This window comes from Woeseia oceani, assembly GCF_001677435.1.
In the GTDB taxonomy this organism is placed as follows: Bacteria; Pseudomonadota; Gammaproteobacteria; order Steroidobacterales; family Woeseiaceae; genus Woeseia; species Woeseia oceani.
Genome location: NZ_CP016268.1, coordinates 1,964,022 through 1,987,933 on the forward strand (window position 1 = coordinate 1,964,022; position 23,912 = coordinate 1,987,933).

The following is a 23,912-nucleotide window of genomic DNA, read 5'->3' on the forward strand; positions in this document are numbered from 1 at the left end:
AGGTCGAGCATGGCCCGTGCCGTCTGGCAACGATCAGGCAACGACGCGGCCCGGCAAATTCGGGATTGGATTCGAGGTAAAGCATTCGTGGTCCAGGCGACGCAAGCAACGGTGAACTGCACGTCACTGCGATGATGCCAAGGGCTTTGAGGTTCGCCCGTCCAGCTTTTTAGTGCTGTTGGTGCGGGTAGTGGTTCGCCTGCATTTGGCGCTGGCCGGGACTGTACTGGCGAGAGTTCCGGGGTGGCTTAGTCGTCGTGCACCGGGCCCCGGGTCTGTTTGACTTTCCCGCGGTGTACTTTTTCGTTGATTCGTTGCTGAACGGCGCGCCTACTGGGCCGCGTAGGTTTGCGGGGTCTGGGCGTGTGCAATAACGGCAACAGGAGCTCACGCAAGCGTTCCATTGCTTCGCGGCGATTCTGTTCCTGCGTGCGATGGCGCTGTGCCTTGATAACGATCACGCCGTCCTTGCCGACCCGTTGATCCGAAATCTGCAGCAAGCGTTCTTTCAATTTGTCGGGCAATGCGGCCGACAGCTGCGAGTCAAACCGCAAGTGAATGGCGCTGGACACTTTATTGACGTTTTGCCCGCCAGAGCCTTGCGCACGGATCGCGTTCATTTCCAGTTCGCTTAGTGGAATAACAATCTCTGGCGTTATCTCTAACGGCCCCGTCATTGCCACAGATCCCAGACCGGTTGGCAGGTGTCGGGCAAGGCCGCGAACCGACCCAATTCCGCCCAACGGGCGTCCGCTCGATGAAAATCGGAACCGACGGAGGCGTGCAGGTCAAAGTCGTTGCAGAGGCTGGATAATTTTCGGGTTACGGTGGGTTCCTGGCTTCCCGACACGACTTCGATGGAGGCCCCGTCTGCGTCTGCGAAGTCGGCAACGAGCTCCTGCAACTTGCTTTGAGTCAGGCGGTAATGCGCGGGGTGGGCAAGGACGGCGATACCGCCGGCATTGTTGATCCAGCCCACCACTTCGTCAAAGGGCGCCCAGGTCTGCTTAACGTCTCCGGCCTTGCCGGCCCCGAGGTACTTTTTGAACGCTTCGCGAATGTTCTTGACTTTGCCCGTGGCAACGAGGTGACGGGCGAAATGCGGGCGACCGATGTTGCTGCCGCCGGCAAGGGCAGTGACAGCGGGAAGCGGGTCTTCGATGCCCAACTTCATCAGTCGTTCGGCAATGGTTTGTGCACGCTCAACTCGCACCTGTTGCTGCTGTGCAATCGCCTGAGTGAGGGTGGGGTGGTCCAGTCCGATGTTCAGCCCGACGATATGCACACCGATCTTTCGCCAACGGCTGGAAAATTCGATCCCCGGTATAAGCGAAAGCCCTTCCGGAACTTCGAGGTCAGTATAGCCGGCCACCGTATCGTGATCCGTGATCGCAATGTGGGTAAGCCCCTGGTCAGTGGCGCGTAACAGCAGTTCGGCGGGCGACAGTTCACCGTCCGATGCAGTCGTGTGAGTATGCAGGTCGAAGCGCATATTGTTTCTATCGTAATGACTGAAGCAGACCGTCACTTCAGCACAGCAACTACGGACACCGCAACAATTCTCGTGATCCTTCGTGACCTCGCGCAGGAAATGTGAGAACGTCGCGGCGCGCGGATGATTTCTGAACGAGCCTGGCCGGTCACATTCTCATGTCTACTCGAAACCTTACAGTTCTTTTCTTTTGCCAGCTGATTTCGGCCACAGGTTCAATCGTACTGGTCACCCTCGGCGGTATTATTGGCTCGTCACTGAGCAGTAATCCGGCGCTTGCAACCTTGCCGGTTTCGATGATGGTCGTCAGTGTTGCCGCGACTACGATACCCGCGAGTCTGCTCATGCGGCGCATCGGGCGTCGCGCCGGTTTCGCCATGGCGTCGGTGTCCGCGGGCGCTTCCGTGCTTATGGCGGCGCATGCATTGCAGACGGTCAGTTTCGGCTGGTTCATCGTTTCGGCATCAGTGTTCGGAATCAACATGGCTTTTTCACAGCAATACCGCTACGCCGCCGCGGAAAGCGTCGCCCCACGTTATGCCGGGCGGGCAATTTCGTTGGTGTTGCTCGGTGCGATTGGTGGCGCATTTGTAGGGCCGGAGCTGGTGTCACGTGGTGCGGCCTGGGGTGATACTCCCTACGTAGGTACGTTGCTTAGCCTCGCGGTGCTGTACGTTGTGCAGGCGTTGCTGTTCAGTTTGTTGCAGCCGCTCAGGGGAGAGAGTGCAGGCAGCGTGGCTGGTGCAGGACGGCCGCTTGCGGCGATAGTCCGGCAGCCTTTGTTCATCGCTTCCGTGCTTTGTGGCACGGCGGCGTACGGCGTGATGACGCTTATCATGACGGCGACCCCACTCAGTATGCACATCAACGACGGGTATGCGCTCGATGAAACCGCGCGCGTCATTCGGAGTCACGTTATAGCGATGTACTTGCCGTCGCTGGTGTCCGGCTTTCTGCTGGAACGCTTTGGCACGATTCGCCTGATGGCTGTCGGCGCTGTTGCCTTGCTGGGGGCATGCCTGGTGGGGCTTCAGGGCCATAGCATGCTGCACTATTGGTGGGCTTTGGTACTGCTGGGCGTCGGTTGGAATTTTCTCTACGTCGGTGGCACAACCATGCTGACACTTACGTACAGTCTGGACGAACGCTTCCGCGCGCAGGCAGTGAATGAGTTCAGTGTCTTTGGTACTTCAGCCACGGCTTCCTTGCTGGCGGGCACGGTGATCCATCTTTATGGCTGGCACACGTTGGTGTTGCTGCCACTGCCATTGCTGGCAGTGACCTTGATCAGTTTGTATTTTGTCCGGGGCAACAGCCTGTTGCGCAAGGTGGCTCCGCAAGCAGCCTAGTCCGGCGACTATCGGGCCGGCACCGGTCGGGTTCAGGGCAGACGGGAAACGTTCCAGGCGCAAGAACCCCAGGCCGAGCCCCGTTACCCGCTGATGCGCGCGCTCAGAAGAAGTTGAAGTGGAGTCCGAGCGAAACGACCGGCCATGCCTTGAAGTCTTCGCCCTCGCTTTGCAGTTCCTGGCGTTCGCTTTCAAGCCGGTCCTGAAACGTAGGGTCGTCAGCAAGTGTGCCGGTTGAGGTCAGGGTAACTGTGGGTTCACCTTGCCAGAGGACGCCAAGATCAAGATTCAGGCCGATGCGATTGGCCAGTTCGAAATCGAATCCAAGTCCGAGGTAGGGCGATACGCTGTCAAACGAGCTGGTGCTGCGCAGCTGGCCGACTTCGTCGCCGCTGAACGTCTGTCCTCCGATAATAAAGCTGTCCGCTTCACGGCTGGCCATGACCAGCTGATTGTTGTTGCTGAAGGCGCCGACTGACAAACGCATTGGACTCAGCGGGAAGCGGAGATTTGCGGTTGCATAGACAGTATCAAGTTCGAGTGTTGCGTCATATGCAATGCCGGCTTGCGCGCCATCGTCGTCGAAATCAAACCGATTCAATCCTGCGCGTAAGTCCATCCATGGAATGGGCTGCCAACGTGCTTCCACGCCCAGTCCGAGCGTTCCCGCTTTGACGCCGAACCAGAGGTTGTCGTTGGCGGAAGCGGAGGAACCCGCGAAAAGCAGGGCTGCTGCTGCGAGAACGGTTGCGTAGCGAGGTTTCATATCAGTATCCGGTGTGTTGAGTTGGCGACGAATAAGTCAGAGGAAAAGCCTAAACGTGGCTCACCTTGGGAACTGTGAGCCGGTTCACAGGCAAGGCAGGAAAACCCGGGAAGTTGCGGGTTTCCCGGTATTTCCGTGATTTTCGTCGAGAAACAGCGGCAGACCGTGGTGAATGCGCGGAACTATGCTGACTGGGCGCAGGACGCGCATTTACAGTCATTCTGACTATTCATCGATAAGGAGATTGATGCTATGCGTACTTTAACTACAGCAGAGGTTTGCACCGTTGCAGGTGGCACAGGAACGTGCACGCCAGAGAGCTCGGGTAATGATCTCATGGGCGTAACCAATTCCGGCGGGGTTGGTCGTGATCTGATCAATATCTACGAGGGAGCGGTCGCTGCGGTCTCTCATGTGATTGAGAGAGTTGCGAACGCGTTCTAGAGGCTCGACGTTTAGTCGTCGGGTGCATGCCCGGCGACTTTCGAACGGACCAGCAGGATGCTGGCCAGTAATGCCAGGATTCCAATGGAAAGGGCTGCGATTCCGGTCAATAAAGTTGCGGGCGTTTGCGTTGTAGGTTGCCAAACATAGTGCATACAGAGCCAATCAAGAGCGATCAGGCTATTGAACGTCGCGTGCACAATAAGGGCCCCCCAAAGGCTACCTGTGTTCAGAACATAAACTGCAGCGAAGAGTCCGAAGACGAAAGCGAAAGGGATGGATTGCCATACATGGAGCAAAGCAAAAAGCGTGGCAGTCGCGACGATGGCAACCCAGCGTCCGTGCGGCGAAAGCCAGTGCAGTAGCCAGCCGCGAAAAATTGCTTCTTCGATCAAGGGCGTGAGCAGTGCAAGTACGAGGAAATGCAGCGCAAGTGTTGACGTTCCGGGGCAACTAAACCAAATGTGCGCTGTTTCATTAAGGTGTTCTACCGCGGCTTTCGGCAGGCTGGCAGTGGCAGCGACTAACATGCCGCTCCAGTAGGTGACCCGAAGCGCTATTCCCAGCAAAATGCTTGTCCCAATGATTCGTAAGCTGAGATCTTTGGGGCGCAATTTTTGAAGAATAACTTGCCCATGGTCACGCAGAACTGGGGCGAGTACGAATAACAAGATAGGGAGCACAATCAGGTAGCTGAGGTCTTTTGAATTCGAAATGCCATTAGATTCAAACTGACCTTGCAGCCACGATCGCAAGCAGAGCGCGCATACCTCCGCAAGAAGCACCAACGAAATTAATGAGCCCGTTCGATTGTTTGCCAATGGCGATTCGGGTGGCATCAAGTAACTCGTATTCCTGACACAGCCTCTCATTTTTTTGGAAAGGCTTTGCAGCCGCAATCGGTGAAAATTGCTTAAAAGGACAGTAATAGATATCGCGGTCTCTTCAGATCGGAGTTACCGAACGGCAGACGTCTAGCTGGACCGGGGGGTGTGGCTTTGCCGCGCCAATTTGATCGAATAAGGCGGGTGCATATTCACTTTGCGTAGATCTCCCTGCACGTGCGGGAGTGCCAGCAGGCGCGGGTTCATGATCCGAAACCAAAGCCACGGCACATAGGCCAGCAGGTAGGCACCGAAATAACCGGTCGGCAAGGTGGGCAGGTCGGGGTAGTGTCGCAGTGACTGGTAGCGGCGGAGCGGGTGAGTATGGTGGTCCGAGTGTCGTTCCAGGTGAAACAGCGACAGGTTGCTCAGAAGGTAGTTGCTGTTCCAGGAGTGATGCGGCTGGCAACGTTCCAGGCGACCACTGGTGTCGCGGCTGCGTAGCAGTCCGTAGTGTTCTATGTAATTGGCGCTGGTCAGTTGCCAATACGCAAACGCATTGTGAATGAGCAGGAACGGCAATAGCGACAGGCCGAAGTACATCACGATGGAGCCCTGTAGCAGGGCCGTCAGCAGGAAGGACTGCAGAATCTGATTGGACCAATGCCAGACCGGCCGGTTTCTCAATGCCAACCGCTCCCGTTCAATGGCCCACGCCCGCCGCATCGCGCCGGGAATCTCTCTCATTGCAAAGCGGTAAATGTTCTCGCCCATGCGTGAACTGGCGCAGTCCTCCGGTGTGGCCACGGCGATGTGATGCCCGCGATTGTGATCGATCGTGAAGTGTCCATAGGCAGGCAAAGCCAGTGCGAGACGTGACAGGCCGCGTTCCAGGCGGCTGCGCTTGTGGCCCAGTTCATGCCCTGTATTTATGGCAAGACCCGCCGTCATCCCCGCAACCACCGCGAGCGCGAAATAACCGAATGCCGAAAGTGCGGCGTTGGCTGCCCACCACGCGGTCCCGAACAGGCTGGCGACGTGCATCGCGACGGCGCCGTAGGTCAGGTACTTGTAGTAATGATCGCGTTCAAGGGCCATGACGACGGCTTCGGGCGGGTTGTTCTGGTCTTCACCGATGATCGCATCAAGGACGCTTAATCCTGCGAATGTGATCGCAAGTGGCAGAAGCAGCCAGTATTCGGTGCCGGTCAGCGCATGCATGCCTATGCCAAGCAACGGTTGCAGCGGGTAGAGGACTGACAGCGCCCAGAGCCAGCGTTTGCCGTCGCGGTAGTGCACCACGGTGCCGTCGGCGGCGGTTGCCGTGTAGGTAGTCACAGGATTGTTCTCCGTCGGGACCAGCAACAACCGATGTCCTGTGGTTCGCGCAGGTCCGGCGTACGCAAACTGTCGGCCTACTATACAAAGACACTGCGAGGTGATCACGCGGAACTTGAAAACACGCTGTGAAACAAGGTATTACGTTACTGGCATGGAGCTTGCTGGGTATACAGAGCAATTGCGTTTCTGATTCGAGGAGTTACCAGGAAAGTGTCGTACTACCGGGTCGGCCTGCGCCGACTGTGTCGAGCATTGATCGTTGTCGCCAGTGGCTTGTTCCTTGCTGCATGTGAGCCCCGCGCCAGTGATGCCGGGCCTCCCGCATTGACCGCAATGACGCTGGGCATCCAGGACCCTCGACCGGTGTCCGAGTATCTGAGTGCCCCCGAATACGCCAATGCCAGTCCGGAATTGGGTGATCGCCTGTTGATGCTGTGCGCGAGCTGCCACAGTTTTGACCCGGACCGCGGCCACATGTTGGGTCCCAATCTGTACGGTTTGTTCGGACGCCGGGCCGGGAGTCTCGAGGATTTCGGCTATACCCGTGCGTTGAGCACGGCGGAATTCGTCTGGACACCCAGAGCGCTCGACGCCTGGCTGACTTACCCGTCACAGTTTCTGCCCGGCAATGCGATGGCGTTCGGCGGCATCAAAGACCCCGACGATCGCAATGCCCTGATCGCCAGTTTGCTGCGGCGAACGTCCGCTGCAACGGAAAATAACTGAATTCCGGCGTCGGCCGTAGTCAAACAGTATGCAAGCAAGACCAGAAAGAAACAGGAGTTAGAGAATGGAAAGAGTTGCTCACCACCCCGATTATCGGTCCCGCCCTGATCGACGCACTTTTAACTGGCGAACGGTAGTCCTGGGTTTCGTACGTTCGCGTCGCCGCAGCAATCGACGCAGCGCCGAGGGTGAGCCGTTGTTCAGTGATTGGCACCACCCGTGGCTGTTCTTTCTCTCCATTGGCATCATGTTGCTCAGTTCGGCGGATGCATTCATGACCCTGACACTTATTGATTTAGGGGCCAACGAGGCCAATCCGTTGATGCATCGCGCGATGCAGCAAAGCATGGCGTCATTTGCCGCCATTAAGATGGCCCTGACGGCGTTCGGCGTGCTGGCGCTGGTTTTTCTTGCCCGGGCGAGGCTGCTGAATTTCGTCAGGGCAGGCGCGGTGCTGACCGTCGTATTCTCAATGTACGCCTGCCTGATTTGCTACGAACTGGTTATGCTCTGGGAAATCCAGTAAATCCTGAAACTGTGACCTGTGGCCGCTGACCCGGCCGCCAAGGCCGCGATAATCCAAGCGAGTCGCCGGCCGTGTCAGCCTGAAACGGGAACACAGTCCTTTCCGCGTCGAAGTCTTTGTTGCCGGCGGTTATTTTCGTTCCATGCCTAACGGGCATGGGCTACACTAGCGCCCTTTTTTTTGGACGGCTGCTATGCTGTCCCTCAATGCTGGCAACGCACTGGTTCGAGGCTCGACCTCCGCATGAGCAATTCCCTGAAAGAGCAATACGCAACTACACCCTTGTTCGGTAGCAATGCTGCCGCCATCGAAACGCTGTACGAGCAGTATCTGGAGAATCCGGACTCGGTCGCGGCCGGCTGGCGCGACTATTTTCGCGGCATCGCGGACGGTGGTCGGGATACTCCGCATTCCCCGATTCGCCAGCGTTTGGCGCTGGACGCCCGCGGCGGCAAGCGCAGTGGCGTCGGCACAGCGGCCAGGAGTGGCACGCTGGACATCGATGCGAGCCAGAAACAGGCTGCCGTCTCCCGCCTTATTCAGGTCTACAGCCTGCGTGGGCACCAGATTGCCGACATTGATCCGCTTGGCATCATGGAGCGGCACACGCCCGGCGTGTTGAAGCTCGACTACCTCGGTCTTAACGAGGCCGATATGAACACCGAGTTTTATACCGGGGGGCTGGCTGGAACCGGCAACCGCCGGATGAAGCTGGCGGATATTCTGGCGCTGCTGAAGCGCATCTACTGCGGCAAGATTGGCGCCGAGTTCGCGCACGTATCGCGTGCACGGGAGCGGCTCTGGCTGCGCCAACGGTTTGAAGATGGCGTGGTTTCACTGGATTTTGACCAGGAAGAACGGCTCTGGCTACTTGATCAGTTGACAGCCGCAGAAGGCATTGAACGCTACCTGCATACCCGTTTCGTCGGTCAGAAGCGCTTTTCCCTCGAGGGTGGCGAAAGCCTGATTCCGATGCTGGATCAGTTGATTCAGAAGAGCGGTGAGGCTGGTGCCAAAGAAATCGTAATCGGCATGGCGCACCGGGGCCGAATCAATGTCCTGGTCAATGTGTTGGGCAAATCGCCGGAAGAATTGTTTGAAGAATTTGAGGGCAATGTCGACCCGGCCGAAATGAAGGGCTCGGGTGACGTCAAGTACCACAAAGGCTTCTCGGCGGATATGAAGACGCCAGGTGGCAACGTGCACATTGCACTGGCGTTTAATCCGTCACACCTGGAAATAGTGAATCCGGTGGTCGAAGGTTCCGTCAGGGCGCGGCAGCAGCGGCGCGGCGATGAGGATCGCAGCCTGGTTATCCCGATACTGGTACACGGTGATGCCGCATTCGCGGGTCAGGGCGTCGTAACCGAGACGTTCCAGATGTCGCAAACCAATGGTTTCCGTACCGGCGGCACCATACACATTGTTATTAACAACCAGATCGGCTTTACCACCAGCCGTCCGCAGGACGCCCGTTCGACGACCTATTGCAGCGACGTTGCGAAGATGATCGAAGCGCCGATATTCCACGTCAACGGCGACGATCCGGAAGCCGTCATGTTCGTGACCCGGCTGGCGCTCGAGTATCGGCAGAAGTTTCGCAAGGATGTCGTGATCGACCTGGTGTGCTACCGCCGGCATGGTCACAACGAGGCCGATGAGCCGAGCGCGACGCAACCCGTTATGTACTCCCGCATTCGCGATCACGAGAGCACCCGCGAACGTTACGCCAAACGTTTGATCAGTGCCGGTGTTATCGATGCCGCCGGTGTTGGCAAAATGCAGGATGACTACCGCGGCCGGCTCGATCGCGGTGAACCGGTGCCACGTTCGCACCTGGGAATGATCGGTGATGAGTTCACGGTGGATTGGTCACCGTATACGGATGCCGAGTGGGACGATCCGGTGGATACGACGCTTAGCCCGGAGAAAGTCGCCGAACTTTCGAAAAAAATCACAACATTACCCGATGGCTTCGTTTTGCACGGTCGCGTACAACGCATCATCAGTGAGCGTGAGCGGATGGCTGCTGACGAAGTACCGATGGATTGGGGCTTCGCCGAGACGATGGCTTACGCAGGACTGCTGGACGAAGGATTTGACTGCCGGGTGACCGGTCAGGATAGCGGTCGCGGCACGTTCTTCCATCGCCACGCGGTGTTGCACAATCAATCGAACCGCCAGGAGTACGTGCCGCTGGAGCATATCTCCAAACGGAAGGGCGCCTTCCGGGTGATCGATTCATTGTTGTCTGAAGAAGCGGTAATGGGCTTCGAGTACGGTTACGCGACCACCGAACCCAACACGCTGGTAATCTGGGAAGGCCAGTTCGGTGATTTCTGCAACGGCGCCCAGGTGGTTATTGATCAGTTCATCAGTTCCGGTGAATCGAAGTGGGGTCGCTTGTGCGGCCTGACCTTGTTCCTGCCGCACGGTTACGAAGGGCAGGGGCCAGAGCATTCTTCCGCACGTCTCGAGCGTTTCCTGCAATTGTGTGCTGAACACAATATGCAGGTTTGCGTGCCATCGACTCCGGCACAGATGTTCCACATGATTCGCCGGCAGATGCTGCGTCGCTACCGCAAGCCGCTTATTGTCATGACGCCAAAGAGTCTGCTTCGACACAAGTTGTCGACGTCGTCGTTGCGGCAATTGTCGGAAGGCCGGTTTCACACGATCATTCCGGAACAGGGCGAGATTGCGCCGAAGAACACACGGCGTGTCGTGCTATGCAGCGGCAAAGTGTATTACGACCTGCTCGAAGCGCGGGAAGTGCACGGCGTTGACGATGTCGCGTTGGTTCGGATAGAACAGCTCTACCCGTTCCCGATTGATGAATACGCGGCGATCATTGAACAGTACGCTGAGGTGCGAGATATTGTTTGGTGTCAGGAAGAGCCGCAAAATCAGGGCGCCTGGTACCAGATTCGTCATCGTCTGCAGGAATCGCTGAATGACGAACAAACCCTCTATTACGCCGGTCGAGCCAGCGCAGCTGCGCCAGCTTCCGGTATTTTCAAATTACACATGCAACAACAGCAAGCACTCGTTGAAGCGGCTTTGGACATTAAAATGAAAGCCGCCAAGTCGAAGCAAGCAGCCAAAAAGGCACGGAAAAGTAAATGAGCATAGAGATCAAGGTACCGCAGTTACCCGAGTCAGTCAGCGACGCAACGCTGGTCGCCTGGCACAAAAAAGTTGGCGATTCTGTTTCGCGCGACGAAAACCTCGTTGACCTGGAAACAGACAAGGTCGTCCTGGAAGTTCCGGCGCCTGCGTCCGGTATCCTGAAAGAGATCAAGATCAAGGATGGCACGACAGTTACCGCAGGTGACTTGCTGGCCGTACTTGAAGAAGGCGATGTGGCTGCAGATAGCAGCAGCGCTGAGAAACCCGCGGCTACCACCCCTGATTCAGAGGAAGATGCCAGCGGGCGCGTCGCCAGCTCGGAGCCAGCAGGCAGCAGCGCACACAAGCTGAGCCCGTCTGTCCGCCGTTTGCTCGATGAACATGATCTCGATGTCAGTGTCATCCCGGGTAGCGGCAAGGATGGCCGCGTCAGCAAGTCTGATGTCATGAAATACCTGAAGAGCCACAGTGACGAGGATGTTGCACCGGGTGATGCGAATGCAGCCGCGCCAGGAACTGCTGCGGGCGTTGCTACACGGACAGAACAGCGCGTGCCGATGACCCGATTGCGTGCCCGTATCGCTGAACGCCTGGTCGAGGCGCAACAATCTGCGGCGATGCTGACGACATTCAATGAAGTCGACCTGACTGAAGTGATGGCGCTGCGCAAGCGCTACAAGGAACCGTTTGAGAAAGAACACGGTGCGAAGCTGGGCTTCATGTCGTTCTTTGCAAAAGCTGCCGTAGAAGGCTTGAAGAAGTTCCCGGTGATCAATGCGTCGGTCGAAGGCAATGACATTATTTATCATGACTACTATGACATTGGCATCGCGGTATCGTCTGAGCGTGGTTTGATGGTGCCGATCGTAAGAGACGTAGATCAGCTAAGCTTCGCCCAGGTGGAAAGCACGATCGCCGGCCTTGGTAATAAAGTTCGGGAAGGGACGATCGGCATGGATGATCTCACCGGTGGTACGTTTACGATTACCAACGGGGGTATCTTCGGTTCAATGCTGTCGACACCGATTCTGAATCCGCCGCAGAGCGCGATTCTCGGAATGCACTCGATTCAGGAACGGCCGATGGCCGTGAATGGCGAAATACAGATTCGACCGATGATGTACCTCGCGCTGACCTACGATCATCGCATTATCGATGGCAAAGAGGCTGTACAGTTTCTGGTAAGCATCAAGCAAACATTGGAAGACCCGGGTCGCCTGTTATTACAGGTCTGACTATCCGGTCATTGCCGTATTTCAGTCGCAAATCACTAGAGGGGCTTAAGAAATCGCTATGAGCAAGAGTTTTGATGTCGTCGTTATTGGTGCCGGACCCGCGGGTTACGTTGCTGCAATCAGGGCAGCGCAACACGGGTTGAAAGTGGCCTGCATCGACGAATGGAAGAATCACGATGGCAAGAATGCTTTCGGTGGCACGTGTCTGAACGCCGGCTGCATTCCTTCGAAAGCCTTGCTCGAATCCTCTGAGCTCTATCACCGTGCAGCGCACGAATTTAAGAAACACGGTATTCGTGTATCCGAGCCAACGATGGACATTGCGGCTATGCAAAAGCGCAAAGCCGGCATCGTCAGGCAATTGACTGGCGGCATCGCTGGCTTGCTGAAGGCGAATAAAATTGAAGGCCTGGTTGGTCACGGCAAACTGCTGGCCGGTAAGCAGGTTGAATTCACGCCGGTCGATGGCAAGCCGGAAACGATCAATGCGAAACACGTCATTCTTGCCACTGGGTCGACACCGATCGAGTTGAAAGTCGCGCCGTGGACCGATGGCAGCATTGTCGATTCCTGGGGCGCGCTTGAGTTTGATGCGGTGCCGAAAACCCTGGGTGTGGTTGGCGCTGGCGTGATTGGTCTTGAGCTGGGCAGTGTATGGGCCAGGCTGGGCGCCAAGGTGACCATCCTCGAAGCTATGGACGACTTCCTGTCGATGGCTGACAGGGACGTTGCCAGGGTCGCGGCGAAAGAATTCAAGAGCCAGGGTCTGGACATCAAGCTGGGCGCCAAAGTTACCGCCGCCAAAGCGGGCAGCAAAGGCGTCAAGGTTGATTACGACGACAAGGACGGCAAGCAATCCATGACGGTTGAAAAGCTTGTTGTCGCCGTTGGCCGCAGGCCGTTTACAGACGGCCTGCTTGCTGACAACGCGGGTATCGATACCGATGAACGGGGCTTCATCAAGGTTGACGATGAGTGCCGCACTTCAGTACCGGGCGTCTATGCCGTTGGCGACTGTGTTCGTGGCCCGATGCTGGCACACAAGGGTTCTGAAGAGGGTGTCATGGCGGCAGATTTGATTGCCGGTGAAGTTGCAGAATTGAACTACGATGTGATCCCGTCGGTCATTTATACGTCACCGGAAATTGCCTGGGTCGGCAAGACCGAGGATGAGGTCAAGAAAAGTGGCCGCGAATACAAGACAGGTTCGTTCCCGTTCGCTGCCTCCGGCCGTGCCAAGGCCATGGAGCAAACCGCGGGCATGGTCAAAATTGTGTCAGCTGTCGATGATGATGAAGTATTGGGCGTGCACATCGTCGGTCCGATGGCAGGCGAATTGATTTCTGAAGCCGTGCTGGCAATGGAATTCTCTGCCAGTACAGAAGACATTCAACGCACGGTTCATGCCCACCCGAGCCTGACCGAGGCCATGCATGAAGCGGCTCTCGCGGTCGACAACCGGGCTTTGAATTACCCAAACCGTTAAGTTAAGAGGTCAGCTCCCTCGCGTGACATCCGTCACGTTGGGGAGCTGCAGAATACGACTGATCGACTGACTCAGTGCAGCCAGGTCCGGGACGGACAGCTTCAGTTCCATGACGACTTGCTGGTTTTTCTTGTCTGTCCGCGTCGTTGCTGTGTCAACGCTGACTTTTTCGTCAGTGAAGACACTGCTGATGTCGCGCAATAAACCCTGTCGGTCGAAGGCGCGGATGGTCAGCTCGGCCGGGTAAGTAGCCCCGGCAGGCTCCCCCCAATCGACCGAAATGACCCGTTCCGGGCTGCGGGAATTCAGGCTCAGAAAATTTCGGCAGTCAGCGCGGTGAATGCTGACGCCTCGTGCCTGGGTTATATAACCGCTGATCGCTTCAGGCGGAACGGGCCGGCAACAGCGGGCAAAATTGCATAGCAGATCGCCGACCCCGCTGACCGCTATTTGTCCCGCACCGGTGGCTTTGGTCTCCGGGATCCGGCGGGTGCGGATCGTGTCCGGCTGCTGGTCACCGCGCAGGTTCTGAATGGCGCTGGCTACCGATGACGGCGTTGAGTCGCCGGCGCCGAGGGCGACACACAGACTCTCAACGTTGTCGAACTTCATGTACTTCGATATCTGCTCCAGCGGAATGTCGTTGATATTCAAACGCGTCAATTCGCGTTCAAGTATCTCGCGGCCCTGGCGTCGGTTTTGTTCCTTGTCCTGCTGCCGAAACCAGTTTCTGACCTTTGCCCGGTTACGGCCGCTGGCCAGGTAGGCATGTTGCGGGCTCATCCAGTCCCTGCTTGGGTTGGGCTCGCCACTGGTAATGACATCGATCTGGTCGCCATTTTTCACTTTGTAGGTCAGCGGGACGATGCGTCCGTTGACCTTGACGCCGCGGCAGCGATGGCCTACCTGGGTATGCACGTAGTAGGCGAAATCCAGCGGGGTTGCTCCCGCAGGTAATTCAACAACGTCGCCTTTGGGACTGACGGCGTATACCCGGTCCTCAAAGACTTCATCCCGGATCTGTTCCAGCAGGTCACCATCGGGGCTGTCGGCATCGAGCAGATTGCGCAGGAAGCGAATTTTCTGATCGAACGCATCAACGGGGCCGCCACCTTCTTTGTAGCGCCAGTGAGCCGCGACACCGAATTCCGCGTGGCGGTGCATGTCATGGGTACGAATCTGAACCTCGAGGGTGCGCCCACCGGGACCGATCACTGCGGTGTGCAGTGACTGGTAGTTGTTGCCTTTCGGGTTGGCAATGTAGTCATCAAATTCGCCGCGAAGGTAAGGCCACATATTGTGCACAACACCCAGTGCGGCATAGCACTCGCGCACGTCATTAACAAAGATGCGTACCGCGCGCATGTCGAAAATCTGTTCGAGGCCGCGGTTTTTTCGCTGCATCTTCCGCCAGATACTGTAGATGTGTTTGGGTCGCCCGCTGATCTCCGCCTTGATGTCGCTGGCGGCAAGGGCTTCGTGCAGTTCGGCAATGATGGTTTCGATAAATGCCTCACGCTCGCTGCGCCGCTCGCGGAGGCCCTTGGCGATTTCCCGGTAGGTGTCGGGCTCGAGGTAGCGAAAGGCAAGATCCTCCAGTTCCCACTTGAGCTGCCAGATACCGAGCCGGCTGGCCAAAGGCGCGTATATTTCGCGTGTTTCCATTGCCAGGCGCTGCTGTTCTGCGATGTCGACGTCTTTCGCCATGCGCAGGCGATAGAGCTGTTCGGCTATCCGGACCAGTACCAGGCGGGCATCGGATACCATGGCGAGCAACATCTTGCGCAGAGCTTCCGATTGCGGGGTTGCGAGGGCAGCACCGGGCTTCCAGTCAGTCGGTAGCGAGAATCGACTCAAGTGCACGAGGCCGTCGGCAAGCGCAAGGGCCTGCGGATCGATTTCATCCGTGTTGGGCGCCGTGTTCAGGTCGCGGAGCAGTGGGTACAGAATGACCGCGGCCAGCAACGGTCCGCTGATTTCGAAGGGCGCCAGAATCTCTGCAATGGCTTCGCCTTCGTCGCGGCAAGCAACAATTGCCGCTGATTTCGACCGGCTATCCACGAAGCGTCGTGCTTTGGCGACGATCGCATCGTGTTCGTCGCTGTTTCCTCGATTTTCTGCGTTACTTGTCGTCATTCGGGTGTCTTTCGGTGGTGTGTACCTAATCCAGAACCGTTATCATACGCGCAGCTTGGCTGGTACTCGCTACCCGTCCGTTGGACAACGGCGGCTACGCGGTGCTTTCCTAACATACCTAGTCACAATTTTCACACAGGTTTAAAAAGGCGAATGGCCGGACATAGTAAGTGGGCGAATATTCAGCACCGCAAGGGCGCCCAGGACAAGAAGCGCGGCAAGCTCTTCACAAAGCTGATACGCGAAATCACGATTGCAGCCCGGATAGGTGGTGGCGATTTGACGGCCAACCCACGCTTGCGTCTCGCAGTCGACAAAGCGAAAGCGCAAAGCATGCCGAAAGACAATATTGATCGGGCGATCAAACGTGGTTCGGGCGATATGGACGGCGACGAGTATCTCGAGATCCGCTATGAAGGTTACGGACCGGGCGGCACGGCGGTTATGGTTGATTGCATGACGGACAACCGCAATCGCACGGTGGCGGAAGTGCGGCACGCTTTCTCCAAGTTTGGCGGCAATCTCGGTGCGGACGGCTCTGTTGCCTATTTGTTCAACCATGTCGGCCTGCTGTCATACCCGAGTGGCAGCGATGAAGACGCCATCATGGAAGCGGCGATCGAAGCGGGCGCTGAAGATGTCGTCGTCGATGCGGACAAGTCCGTTGAAGTCATCACAGAGCCTGCGGAATTCGAAGCCGTACGCGATGCGATGCGCGCCGCTGAGTTGCCACCCGAAAGTGCCGAGTTGACGATGCGCGCTACGACCTCCGCGGAACTTGGGGTCAATGAGGCCGCAACGATGATTAAACTGCTCGAAATGCTGGAGGATCTGGATGACGTGCAAAACGTCTACAGCAATGCTGACATCGCGGACGATGTGCTGGCACAACTGTGAGCAAAACGCCGATAACCAAGCAGCGAATATTGGGCATCGATCCGGGTTCCCGGCTGACCGGTTTCGGCATCATTGACGTTGACGTCAAGCTCACGACTTACGTGGCCAGTGGCTCCGTGCAAAGTGCGCGCGGCAGTTTCCCCGAACGGTTGCAGCTGATTTTCCAGTCTATTGGCGAGATAGTGGCCGAGTACCAGCCGCAAATTGTCGCTATCGAGAGTGTGTTCGTACACAAGAATGCCGGCAGTGCACTGAAACTGGGACAAGCCCGGGCAGCAGCCCTGTGTGCAACGTTTTGTATGGCAGCGGAAGTCCACGAGTACGCACCTCGTGAGATCAAGCAGGCGATTGTAGGAACCGGTGCAGCTACCAAGGAACAGGTCCAACACATGGTAACTTCCTTGTTGTCACTGGACGGTGCGCCATCTGCCGACGCTGCCGACGCTTTGGCAGCCGCACTCTGTTGCGCGCACCGACAACGAATGCACGTGCGATTGAACGATGTTGCCGAGATGCGAGTCATACGATGATTGGGATGTTGCGAGGTACGCTGGCGCACAAGCAGCCGCCGCAAATCATTGTTGACTGCAATGGTGTGGGCTACGAAATCGAAACGCCGATGTCGACCTTTCTTGACTTGCCGCCGCTGGGTAAGGATGTCAGTCTGTTCACGCACTTGCTGGTGCGCGAGGATGCACAAGTTCTTTACGGCTTCGCGACAGAAGATGAAAAGCTGCTGTTCCGGACGTTGCTGAAAGTCAGCGGTGTCGGCGCGAAGATGGCGCTGTCGATCTTGTCGGCGATGAGCGTTGGCGACTTTGCGCGTTGCGTACAACTGGAAGATACCGCGATGTTGGTCAAGATTCCGGGGGTGGGCAAGAAAACGGCGGAGCGACTGATCATTGAAATGCGCGACAAGCTGGCCAAAGCCGCCGAAGGATTGCCGCAGATCAACAAGCCGAATGCCGTCAGCGATGCTCGGACGGAAGCGTTTGACGCGCTCGCATCCCTTGGTTATAAGCCGGCCGAGATCAAACGATTACTGGCGAAAATGGATACCGATGGCATGACCTCCGAAGACATCATTCGTCAGGCGCTGCGGCAAACCGTGGGCCAGGGGGCATAAGCAATGTCGGCTATTGAACACGACAGATTGACCAGCGCGGTGCAGCGGGACGAAGACCGGCATTTCGACCGAGCGATTCGGCCCCGCACGCTGGCCGACTATGTTGGGCAGCCGAAAGTCTGCCAGCAAATGAACATTTTCATCACCGCCGCAAAGCAACGCGAAGAAGCGCTCGACCATGTGTTGATTTTTGGCCCACCGGGCCTGGGCAAAACCACGCTGGCGCATATCGTCGCCAACGAAATGAAAGTCAACATGCGGCAGACCTCAGGCCCCGTCCTGGAGCGCCCGGGTGATTTGGCCGCCATACTCACCAATCTCGAACCGAACGATGTTCTGTTTGTCGACGAAATTCACCGCTTGAGTCCGGTGGTTGAAGAAGTGCTGTACCCGGCAATGGAAGATTTTCAGCTCGACATCATGATCGGCGAGGGCCCTGCAGCACGTTCGATCAAACTCGACCTGCCGCCGTTTACGTTGATTGGCGCGACCACGCGCGCTGGCCTGTTGACCTCACCGCTGCGGGATCGCTTCGGCATCGTGCAACGTCTCGAGTTTTACGCCGCGCCGGACCTTGAATCCATTGCCAATCGTTCGGCTGAAATCCTGGGTTTACCGATCGAAAGCGATGGTGCCGGCGAGATCGCGAGCAGGTCACGCGGCACACCTCGGATCGTCAATCGATTGTTACGGCGGGTAAGGGACTTTGCCGAAGTTGAAGGCAACGGTCTTGTAACGGGTGATATAGCCCGACGAGCCATGGACCTGCTGGAAGTTGATCCGCACGGCTTTGACGCGATGGATCGTCGCCTGCTACAGACCATCATAGACAAGTTCGACGGTGGCCCGGTCGGTGTGGAAAGCCTGGCCGCGGCCCTGGGGGAGGAACGCGGTACGATTGAGGACGTGCTGGAACCGTATCTGATTCAACAGGGTTTCATGATGCGTACGGCCCGCGGCCGCGTCGCTACGCGCAACGCGTATCTGCATTTTGGCTTGACACCACCGGTTCGCGAAGCCATTCCCGAACTACCGCTTTTTGAACAACCCTGAACGCCTGGCCATGCCTCTATCCGCTGATCAATCCGCCTTCCTTTGGCCCGTCCGCGTCTATTATGAAGACACGGATGCGCAGGGTGTTGTCTACTACGCAAATTATTTCCGCTACATGGAACGGGCGCGTACGGAATGGTTGCGCGCTCTCGGTGTCGAACAGGATGTATTGATGCAGGAGCAGAGACGGGTTTTCGTTGTGGTCGATACTCAAGCGGAGTTTCTGAAGCCAGCCAGATTCAATGACCAGTTGACAGTTAGTGCACGTCTGCTCAATCGCGCGCGCGCCAGCTTCGACCTGGAACAAATTATTTCACGCACCAATGGGGAATTACTGGTTCGGGGCCGCACGCGTGCCGCGTATTTGAACGCGGACACGATGAAACCAGTCAGATTACCCGCCGATCTCTTCGAGGAATCGAAAATATGACGCCTGATATGTCGCTTATGAGCCTGGTTCTGGAAGCCAGCCTGCCCGTGCAGATAGTTATGCTGATCCTGCTCGGTGCATCCGTGGTTTCCTGGAGCATCATTTTTACCAAACGGCGGCTGATTCACCGAACCAAATCGGCCTCAGATGATTTTGAGTCCAGTTTTTGGTCGGGCGGCGATCTGCAGTCCCTGTACCAGAACACGGCGCGGCGCAAAGACGGCAACATCGGAATGGCCAGCATTTTCGAATCCGGGTTTCGGGAATTTTCACGAATCAAACAGCAAGGTGACGTTGAACCTGCGAAGATTGTCGAGGAATGCCAACGCGCAATGCGGGTCTCGCAGATGCGCGAAGTGGACCGGCTTGAGCAGAGCCTGGCTACGTTGGCGACTATTGGCTCTACCAGTCCGTACATCGGTTTGTTTGGAACCGTCTGGGGCATCATGGGTTCGTTCCACGGTCTCGGCGCCAACCCGCAGGCCGCAACCCTCGCGTCGGTTGCGCCAGGCATTTCGGAAGCGCTGGTAGCAACGGCGATGGGCCTGTTTGCCGCCATTCCGGCCGTTGTTGCGTACAACCGCTATGCGGACAAAGTCGTGCGACTTGAGATTCGCTACGACGGATTCATGGAAGAGTTCACCAGTATCCTCCAGCGCCACGCTCGCGCGCGGACCGGAGCCTGAGATGGCATCGCCACTGCAGAAGCGCAAATTGATGGGCGATATCAACGTCGTGCCCTACATCGACGTGATGCTGGTGTTGCTGATCATTTTCATGGTTACTGCGCCGCTGTTGACTCAAGGCGTGCAGGTGGAGTTGCCAAAAGCCGGCGCTGAACCCATCACGGACTTGCCGGATACGCCACCGCTGGTGCTCAGCGTTGACCGTGACGGCAATCTGTTTATCAATTTTGGGGACGGTCAGGACAGCCCGGCGTCGGCTGACGAAATAGTGCGACGCGCCAGTATCCTGATTAACGAGCATCCGAATATACCGGTGTTGGTAAAAGGTGATCGCGCAGTGCCTTACGGCAATGTGGTGGGTGCAATGGTTTTGCTGCAACGTGCGGGTGCTGCCAAGGTGGGCTTCGTTACTGATCCCCTCGACACGTACCCGATTCCGGAATAAGCCGCTTTATCCGCATGCGCGACGATCTCAACATCATTCCGGTTGCATTGGCTATCCTGCTGCACGTGATTATTGCGGCACTGATGATCGTGGGTCTGGACTTTTCCCGTGCGCAGCAACCGGCAATACCGTTGGCCATGACCGCGACCCTGGTGACCGAAGCCGACATGCAAACGGTGACTCAAAAGGCACCCGAGCCGGTTATCGATGAACCGCCGGTGGATGAGCCCGAACCTGAGCCCGAACCCGAACCCGAACCCGAATCGGAGCCTGAAACACCGCCAGTCCCCGATCCCGCGGAGCAGGAACGGCAACGGCTGGAGGAAGAGAAGCGCCAGCAGGATATACGTGAGGAACAGGAACGGGTGCGGCAGATTCAGCTGCGCGAAGAGCAGGAACGCATCCGCAAGGAACAGGAAGCAGAACGTATAAGGCAGCAAAAAGCGGAAGCCGAACGCAAGAAGCGCGAAGAAGCGGAGAAAGAAAAACAACGCGAAGAAGCGGAACGCAAGCGCAAGGAAGAAGTCGAACGACAGCGACTGGAAAACGAACGCAAAAAGCGCGAAGCGGAGGAGGCAGAACGCAAGCGGCGTCTCGACGCAGAACTGGCCGAAGAAGCTAAACGGCTGGCGGCGCAACAATCAGGTGAAATGGCGCGCTACATTTACGCCATTCAGCAAAAAATACAGAGAAACTGGGTACGCCCGCCCAGCGCGCAACCTGGTATCGAGTGCGTGGCACTGGTGACCCAGTTGCCGGGAGGCGATGTCGTTGACGTGGTCATAGACCGGTGTAACGGCGATGCGGCGGTACGGCGTTCGATCGAGGCGGCTATATACAAAGCGACGCCATTGCCTCAGCCTCAGAACCGGGCGCTATTCGATCGAAACTTGCGGATCGTCGTCAAACCTGAACAATAGGGCACCTCATTGCAGGTCTGCCTGATCCTGGACTGGAAGAATATGAAATTACACTTGCTAGTACGTGTTGCTCTTGCCAGTTTGTTACTCGCCAGCGGTTTGGCGCGTGCTGAACTGAACGTCGAAATCACCCGTGGCGCAGGGAAACAAGTGCCGGTGGCGGTTGTTCCCTTCGCGTGGGAAGGCGATGGCGCTGCAGCACCGATTGATGTCGCTGCGGTTATTGCCGCTGACTTGCAGCGCAGCGGTCGTTTCGCACCGATCGACATCAACAAAATGCTGCAGCGGCCTACCAGTGGTGTGGACGTCAACTTTTCAGACTGGTCCATTCTGGGCGTTGAAGCACTGGTAATCGGGCGGGTCACACAGACTGGCGACAACGTTTACAGCATCCAGTTTCAGTTATTCGATGTATTCGGCCGCGAACAGTTGGTCGGATACCGAATGCCGGCAAGCCGCGGCACCATGCGCGTTGGCGCACATCGTGCCGCGGACATGATTTACGAAAAGTTGACTGGAATTCCGGGCGTGTTCGGCACCCAGGTCACCTACGTGACGGCAACCGGCACTGGTCGTGACCGCTTGTACCGACTCATAGTCGCGGATGCCGATGGTGAGAATGAACACACGATCATGGAGTCGGCAGACCCGATCATGTCTCCGGCCTGGTCGCCTGACAGTCGGCGTATCGCGTACGTATCCTTTGAAGGCAGCGTCTCCTCCATATTTATCCAGACTCTACGTACGGGGAACCGCGTTCGGGTTTCGAATCGGGCTGGCATCAACGGTTCGCCGTCATTCTCTCCGGACGGACGTAAACTCGTGCTGACCCTGGGTGGTCCGGATGGCAATCTCGATATTCACGTCATGGATATTGCCAGTCGCGAGGTGACGCGCCTGACGACCAATCGCTCGATTGACACGGAAGGCAGTTGGTCGCCGGATGGCTCGCAGATTTACTTCACCTCGGATCGCAGTGGCGGGCCGCAGGTCTACCGGATCAGCGCCAACGGCGGAACGCCGGAACGGGTCACCTTTGAGGGCAGTTACAATGCGCGCCCGAGGCTGTCTCCGGATGGCAAAAAGCTGGCGCTGGTGCATCAGAATCGTGGCCAGTTTCAGATTGCCGTTCAGGACCTTGCGAGCCGCCAGCTCCTGATCCTGTCGACCGGCGATCAGGACGAATCCCCCAGTTTTGCACCGAACAGCGATACCTTGATCTACGCCACGCGTCAGGGGCGCCAGGGTGTCCTGGCTACGGTTTCGGCGGATGGGCTGATTCGGCAGAGACTGGCATCGGGTGAAGGCGACGTCCGTGAGCCGGTCTGGTCGCCTTTCCCGCGCTACTAAAGCCGCGAATTCACAGTAAAAGCTTGTGTAATTTATTGTATTTGATTAGAAACTATTCTATTTTTCGCCCAACGCTGAAGGCTGAAATTGCTCGGCCTTGCTTAAGGATGTCACCATGAACCACTACAAACTGTTATCTCTTTCTCTGCTCGTGCTGATCCTGGGCGCTTGTAGCAAAACACCGACCCTGCCGGACCCTGAGCCGAACAGTGAAATTGGCTCCGGTATGGACAACGATTCGTCGGCCGGCACCCGCGGCTGGGAGACCGATGGTCTCGATCAGGGCGAGGAATTTGGCGACGAGATGGCCGGCGAGCTTGGCATGGTTCTTTATTTTGATTTTGACCAGTCGGAGCTGCGACCGGTGTACGCTGATTTGCTCGCCAGGCACGCCAACAGACTGGCGAATAACGCGCAGCTGAGCGTGCGTCTTGAAGGCCACGCCGATGAGCGCGGTTCCCGTGAATACAATATCGGCCTGGGTGAACGGCGCGCGCAGACTGTGCGCCGGATGATGCTCATTCAGGGTGCGGCAGCGAACCAGATATCGACGGTCAGTTTCGGTGAAGAGCGCCCGGCGGCGTTCGGCAGCGACGAAGATTCTTACCAGCAGAACCGCCGCGTCGAAATCAAGTACACCAACTAGGCGGGCGTGATCGTGAATAGAGCTAAAGGTCTCGCGCTCCTGCTGACGACAGCAATGAGTCTGCAGGGCTGCACGGCACTGACACCGCCCGCTGAAGACCCGATGCAACAGCGTCTGGTTGAGGTGGAGCGCCGCCTTGCCGCGTTGGAGCGCATTCTGGCCAATGGCAGTCTGGTGGATCTGACGGTGCAGGTTGACGAGTTGCAGCGGCGCGGCGCCGAATTGCAGGGGCGTATAGAAACTCTCGAACACGAGAAAGAGGAGGGCGCCTCCCGGCAACGTGAACTCTACCGGGATCTGGACGAGCGGATTCAGAATCTGGAGCGCAGCGCGCGACCGGTTCAGAGTGTCAGCGTTCTCGACGGTGGCTCATTAGCGCCCGGCGAATTGCCGTTGCCGGGTGGCTCTGACCTGGACAACTATCAGGCAGCGTTTGAGTTGCTGAAAGAACAGCGTTACGAGCCGGCAGCCATGGCTTTCCGCCAGTTCCTGGTCAGTTTTCCGGATAGTCAGCGTGCGGACAATGCGCAGTACTGGCTCGCCGAGTCCTACTACGTGTCGGGCGAATTTGGCGAGGCATTAACTCAGTTCAAACTTGTGGTCGATAAATACCCCCGGTCGCGCAAAGTGCCCGACGCTTTGCTCAAGATGGGCTATTGCAATTACGAACTGAAAAAATGGGACGACGCACGGGCGGCATTACGCCGGGTACAGGCTGAGTACGCTGATACCACGGCGGCCAGGTTGGCCGAGCAACGGCTCTCAAGAATGCAGGACGAGGGCCACTAGCCCATACACGAGGAACGGGAACTTGTTATTTGGCGTCGGTCCGGTATTATCCCCGCCCGGCGCTGAATCAGCGCAGTCATCGATACAACGGGCGTCAATTTTGCCCCCGATCGATG

24 protein-coding genes are annotated in these 23,912 nt (G+C 57.3%); 18 read left to right on the forward strand and 6 right to left on the reverse strand.

Going from position 1 to position 23,912, the window contains the following annotated elements:
- Window positions 1-248: 248 nt before the first annotated feature.
- Both arfB and BA177_RS08720 read right to left on the reverse strand, forming a co-directional pair.
- A complete protein-coding gene (gene arfB / locus BA177_RS08715) occupies window positions 249-677 on the reverse strand; it encodes an alternative ribosome rescue aminoacyl-tRNA hydrolase ArfB (RefSeq protein WP_068615463.1) in 429 nt (142 codons plus the stop codon).
- Window positions 674-1,492, reverse strand: a complete 819-nt coding sequence (locus BA177_RS08720; protein WP_068615465.1) for a PHP domain-containing protein — start codon at window positions 1,490-1,492, stop codon at window positions 674-676. The genes arfB and BA177_RS08720 overlap by 4 nt, the downstream gene beginning before the upstream one ends.
- Before the next feature lie 158 nt (window positions 1,493-1,650).
- Here BA177_RS08720 and BA177_RS08725 point away from each other — a divergent pair, with 158 nt between their 5' ends.
- Window positions 1,651-2,841 carry an MFS transporter gene (locus BA177_RS08725; protein ID WP_068615467.1) on the forward strand — a complete coding sequence of 397 codons (1,191 nt, stop codon included), beginning with the start codon at window positions 1,651-1,653 and terminating at the stop codon, window positions 2,839-2,841.
- Window positions 2,842-2,944: 103 nt separating this feature from the next.
- Here the strand turns inward: BA177_RS08725 and BA177_RS08730 are convergent, their stop codons facing one another.
- Window positions 2,945-3,607 (reverse strand): hypothetical protein, encoded by a 663-nt coding sequence (locus BA177_RS08730; protein WP_068615469.1) that lies wholly within the window; start codon window positions 3,605-3,607, stop codon window positions 2,945-2,947.
- Window positions 3,608-3,859: 252 nt separating this feature from the next.
- On the opposite strand from BA177_RS08730, the gene BA177_RS18585 reads away from it, so the two are divergent.
- Window positions 3,860-4,051, forward strand: a complete 192-nt coding sequence (locus BA177_RS18585) for a hypothetical protein (RefSeq protein ID WP_156762755.1) — start codon at window positions 3,860-3,862, stop codon at window positions 4,049-4,051.
- Between the two features lie 11 nt (window positions 4,052-4,062).
- Here BA177_RS18585 and BA177_RS08735 read toward each other — a convergent pair whose 3' ends face one another.
- Window positions 4,063-4,890 (reverse strand): CPBP family intramembrane glutamic endopeptidase, encoded by an 828-nt coding sequence (locus tag BA177_RS08735; RefSeq protein ID WP_068615471.1) that lies wholly within the window; start codon window positions 4,888-4,890, stop codon window positions 4,063-4,065.
- A 135-nt stretch (window positions 4,891-5,025) separates the two neighbouring features.
- Window positions 5,026-6,213, reverse strand: a complete 1,188-nt coding sequence (locus tag BA177_RS08740; protein ID WP_068619135.1) for an alkane 1-monooxygenase — start codon at window positions 6,211-6,213, stop codon at window positions 5,026-5,028.
- A gap of 213 nt (window positions 6,214-6,426) precedes the next feature.
- Here BA177_RS08740 and BA177_RS08745 point away from each other — a divergent pair, with 213 nt between their 5' ends.
- The 5 genes from BA177_RS08745 to lpdA all read left to right on the forward strand — a co-directional run bounded on the left by BA177_RS08745 (window position 6,427) and on the right by lpdA (window position 13,318).
- On the forward strand, window positions 6,427-6,942 hold the full coding sequence (locus tag BA177_RS08745; protein WP_068615473.1) for a c-type cytochrome: 516 nt from the start codon (window positions 6,427-6,429) through the stop codon (window positions 6,940-6,942).
- Between the two features lie 64 nt (window positions 6,943-7,006).
- Window positions 7,007-7,468: a DUF5658 family protein gene (locus BA177_RS08750; RefSeq protein WP_068615475.1), complete on the forward strand. Its 462-nt coding sequence runs from the start codon at window positions 7,007-7,009 to the stop codon at window positions 7,466-7,468.
- Between the two features lie 243 nt (window positions 7,469-7,711).
- On the forward strand, window positions 7,712-10,594 hold the full coding sequence (locus BA177_RS08755; RefSeq protein ID WP_068615477.1) for a 2-oxoglutarate dehydrogenase E1 component: 2,883 nt from the start codon (window positions 7,712-7,714) through the stop codon (window positions 10,592-10,594).
- Window positions 10,591-11,832, forward strand: coding sequence for a 2-oxoglutarate dehydrogenase complex dihydrolipoyllysine-residue succinyltransferase (gene odhB / locus BA177_RS08760; RefSeq protein WP_068615479.1), 1,242 nt, complete (start codon window positions 10,591-10,593; stop codon window positions 11,830-11,832). Before BA177_RS08755 ends, odhB begins: the two co-directional genes overlap by 4 nt.
- Window positions 11,833-11,890: 58 nt before the next feature.
- A complete protein-coding gene (gene lpdA / locus BA177_RS08765; protein ID WP_068615481.1) occupies window positions 11,891-13,318 on the forward strand; it encodes a dihydrolipoyl dehydrogenase in 1,428 nt (475 codons plus the stop codon).
- A gap of 9 nt (window positions 13,319-13,327) precedes the next feature.
- Here the strand turns inward: lpdA and BA177_RS08770 are convergent, their stop codons facing one another.
- Window positions 13,328-15,454 carry a RelA/SpoT family protein gene (locus BA177_RS08770; RefSeq protein WP_068615483.1) on the reverse strand — a complete coding sequence of 709 codons (2,127 nt, stop codon included), beginning with the start codon at window positions 15,452-15,454 and terminating at the stop codon, window positions 13,328-13,330.
- 153 nt (window positions 15,455-15,607) lie between these two features.
- Here BA177_RS08770 and BA177_RS08775 point away from each other — a divergent pair, with 153 nt between their 5' ends.
- The 11 genes from BA177_RS08775 to ybgF all read left to right on the forward strand — a co-directional run bounded on the left by BA177_RS08775 (window position 15,608) and on the right by ybgF (window position 23,796).
- Window positions 15,608-16,351: a YebC/PmpR family DNA-binding transcriptional regulator gene (locus BA177_RS08775; protein ID WP_068615485.1), complete on the forward strand. Its 744-nt coding sequence runs from the start codon at window positions 15,608-15,610 to the stop codon at window positions 16,349-16,351.
- Window positions 16,348-16,881 carry a crossover junction endodeoxyribonuclease RuvC gene (gene ruvC / locus BA177_RS08780; protein WP_231892512.1) on the forward strand — a complete coding sequence of 178 codons (534 nt, stop codon included), beginning with the start codon at window positions 16,348-16,350 and terminating at the stop codon, window positions 16,879-16,881. The genes BA177_RS08775 and ruvC overlap by 4 nt, the downstream gene beginning before the upstream one ends.
- Window positions 16,878-17,477, forward strand: coding sequence for a Holliday junction branch migration protein RuvA (ruvA, locus tag BA177_RS08785; RefSeq protein ID WP_068615487.1), 600 nt, complete (start codon window positions 16,878-16,880; stop codon window positions 17,475-17,477). The genes ruvC and ruvA overlap by 4 nt, the downstream gene beginning before the upstream one ends.
- 3 nt (window positions 17,478-17,480) lie before the next feature.
- Entirely contained in the window at window positions 17,481-18,530 is a 1,050-nt protein-coding gene (gene ruvB, locus BA177_RS08790) for a Holliday junction branch migration DNA helicase RuvB (protein ID WP_068615489.1), read from the forward strand.
- A 10-nt stretch (window positions 18,531-18,540) separates the two neighbouring features.
- The gene (ybgC, locus tag BA177_RS08795) at window positions 18,541-18,960 is read left to right on the forward strand and encodes a tol-pal system-associated acyl-CoA thioesterase (protein ID WP_068615491.1); all 420 of its coding nucleotides are present in this window, start codon (window positions 18,541-18,543) and stop codon (window positions 18,958-18,960) included.
- Window positions 18,957-19,646: a protein TolQ gene (gene tolQ / locus BA177_RS08800; protein ID WP_068615492.1), complete on the forward strand. Its 690-nt coding sequence runs from the start codon at window positions 18,957-18,959 to the stop codon at window positions 19,644-19,646. The genes ybgC and tolQ overlap by 4 nt, the downstream gene beginning before the upstream one ends.
- Before the next feature lies 1 nt (window position 19,647).
- Window positions 19,648-20,091 (forward strand): protein TolR, encoded by a 444-nt coding sequence (gene tolR, locus BA177_RS08805; protein WP_068615494.1) that lies wholly within the window; start codon window positions 19,648-19,650, stop codon window positions 20,089-20,091.
- A 14-nt stretch (window positions 20,092-20,105) separates the two neighbouring features.
- Window positions 20,106-21,011 carry a cell envelope integrity protein TolA gene (locus tag BA177_RS08810; RefSeq protein ID WP_068615496.1) on the forward strand — a complete coding sequence of 302 codons (906 nt, stop codon included), beginning with the start codon at window positions 20,106-20,108 and terminating at the stop codon, window positions 21,009-21,011.
- A 42-nt stretch (window positions 21,012-21,053) separates the two neighbouring features.
- On the forward strand, window positions 21,054-22,361 hold the full coding sequence (gene tolB / locus BA177_RS08815; RefSeq protein ID WP_068615499.1) for a Tol-Pal system beta propeller repeat protein TolB: 1,308 nt from the start codon (window positions 21,054-21,056) through the stop codon (window positions 22,359-22,361).
- Between the two features lie 115 nt (window positions 22,362-22,476).
- A complete protein-coding gene (gene pal / locus BA177_RS08820; RefSeq protein WP_068615501.1) occupies window positions 22,477-23,007 on the forward strand; it encodes a peptidoglycan-associated lipoprotein Pal in 531 nt (176 codons plus the stop codon).
- Window positions 23,008-23,019: 12 nt separating this feature from the next.
- Window positions 23,020-23,796: a tol-pal system protein YbgF gene (gene ybgF, locus BA177_RS08825; RefSeq protein WP_068619139.1), complete on the forward strand. Its 777-nt coding sequence runs from the start codon at window positions 23,020-23,022 to the stop codon at window positions 23,794-23,796.
- Window positions 23,797-23,912 lie beyond the last annotated feature (116 nt).

Excerpts from the sequence above, each read along its gene's own strand:
- BA177_RS08810 (WP_068615496.1), top strand. The coding sequence starts at position 20,106 with ATGCGCGACGATCTCAACATCATTCCGGTTGCATTGGCTATCCTGCTG.
- lpdA (WP_068615481.1), top strand. The coding sequence starts at position 11,891 with ATGAGCAAGAGTTTTGATGTCGTCGTTATTGGTGCCGGACCCGCGGGT.
- BA177_RS08720 (WP_068615465.1), bottom strand. The coding sequence starts at position 1,492 with ATGCGCTTCGACCTGCATACTCACACGACTGCATCGGACGGTGAACTG.
- pal (WP_068615501.1), top strand. The coding sequence starts at position 22,477 with ATGAACCACTACAAACTGTTATCTCTTTCTCTGCTCGTGCTGATCCTG.
- BA177_RS08775 (WP_068615485.1), top strand. The coding sequence starts at position 15,608 with ATGGCCGGACATAGTAAGTGGGCGAATATTCAGCACCGCAAGGGCGCC.
- odhB (WP_068615479.1), top strand. The coding sequence starts at position 10,591 with ATGAGCATAGAGATCAAGGTACCGCAGTTACCCGAGTCAGTCAGCGAC.
- BA177_RS08755 (WP_068615477.1), top strand. The coding sequence starts at position 7,712 with ATGAGCAATTCCCTGAAAGAGCAATACGCAACTACACCCTTGTTCGGT.
- tolR (WP_068615494.1), top strand. The coding sequence starts at position 19,648 with ATGGCATCGCCACTGCAGAAGCGCAAATTGATGGGCGATATCAACGTC.
- BA177_RS18585 (WP_156762755.1), top strand. The coding sequence starts at position 3,860 with ATGCGTACTTTAACTACAGCAGAGGTTTGCACCGTTGCAGGTGGCACA.
- BA177_RS08750 (WP_068615475.1), top strand. The coding sequence starts at position 7,007 with ATGGAAAGAGTTGCTCACCACCCCGATTATCGGTCCCGCCCTGATCGA.
- ruvA (WP_068615487.1), top strand. The coding sequence starts at position 16,878 with ATGATTGGGATGTTGCGAGGTACGCTGGCGCACAAGCAGCCGCCGCAA.
- BA177_RS08735 (WP_068615471.1), bottom strand. The coding sequence starts at position 4,890 with ATGCCACCCGAATCGCCATTGGCAAACAATCGAACGGGCTCATTAATT.
- arfB (WP_068615463.1), bottom strand. The coding sequence starts at position 677 with ATGACGGGGCCGTTAGAGATAACGCCAGAGATTGTTATTCCACTAAGC.
- BA177_RS08730 (WP_068615469.1), bottom strand. The coding sequence starts at position 3,607 with ATGAAACCTCGCTACGCAACCGTTCTCGCAGCAGCAGCCCTGCTTTTC.
- ruvB (WP_068615489.1), top strand. The coding sequence starts at position 17,481 with ATGTCGGCTATTGAACACGACAGATTGACCAGCGCGGTGCAGCGGGAC.
- BA177_RS08770 (WP_068615483.1), bottom strand. The coding sequence starts at position 15,454 with ATGACGACAAGTAACGCAGAAAATCGAGGAAACAGCGACGAACACGAT.
- tolQ (WP_068615492.1), top strand. The coding sequence starts at position 18,957 with ATGACGCCTGATATGTCGCTTATGAGCCTGGTTCTGGAAGCCAGCCTG.
- BA177_RS08725 (WP_068615467.1), top strand. The coding sequence starts at position 1,651 with ATGTCTACTCGAAACCTTACAGTTCTTTTCTTTTGCCAGCTGATTTCG.
- tolB (WP_068615499.1), top strand. The coding sequence starts at position 21,054 with ATGAAATTACACTTGCTAGTACGTGTTGCTCTTGCCAGTTTGTTACTC.
- ybgC (WP_068615491.1), top strand. The coding sequence starts at position 18,541 with ATGCCTCTATCCGCTGATCAATCCGCCTTCCTTTGGCCCGTCCGCGTC.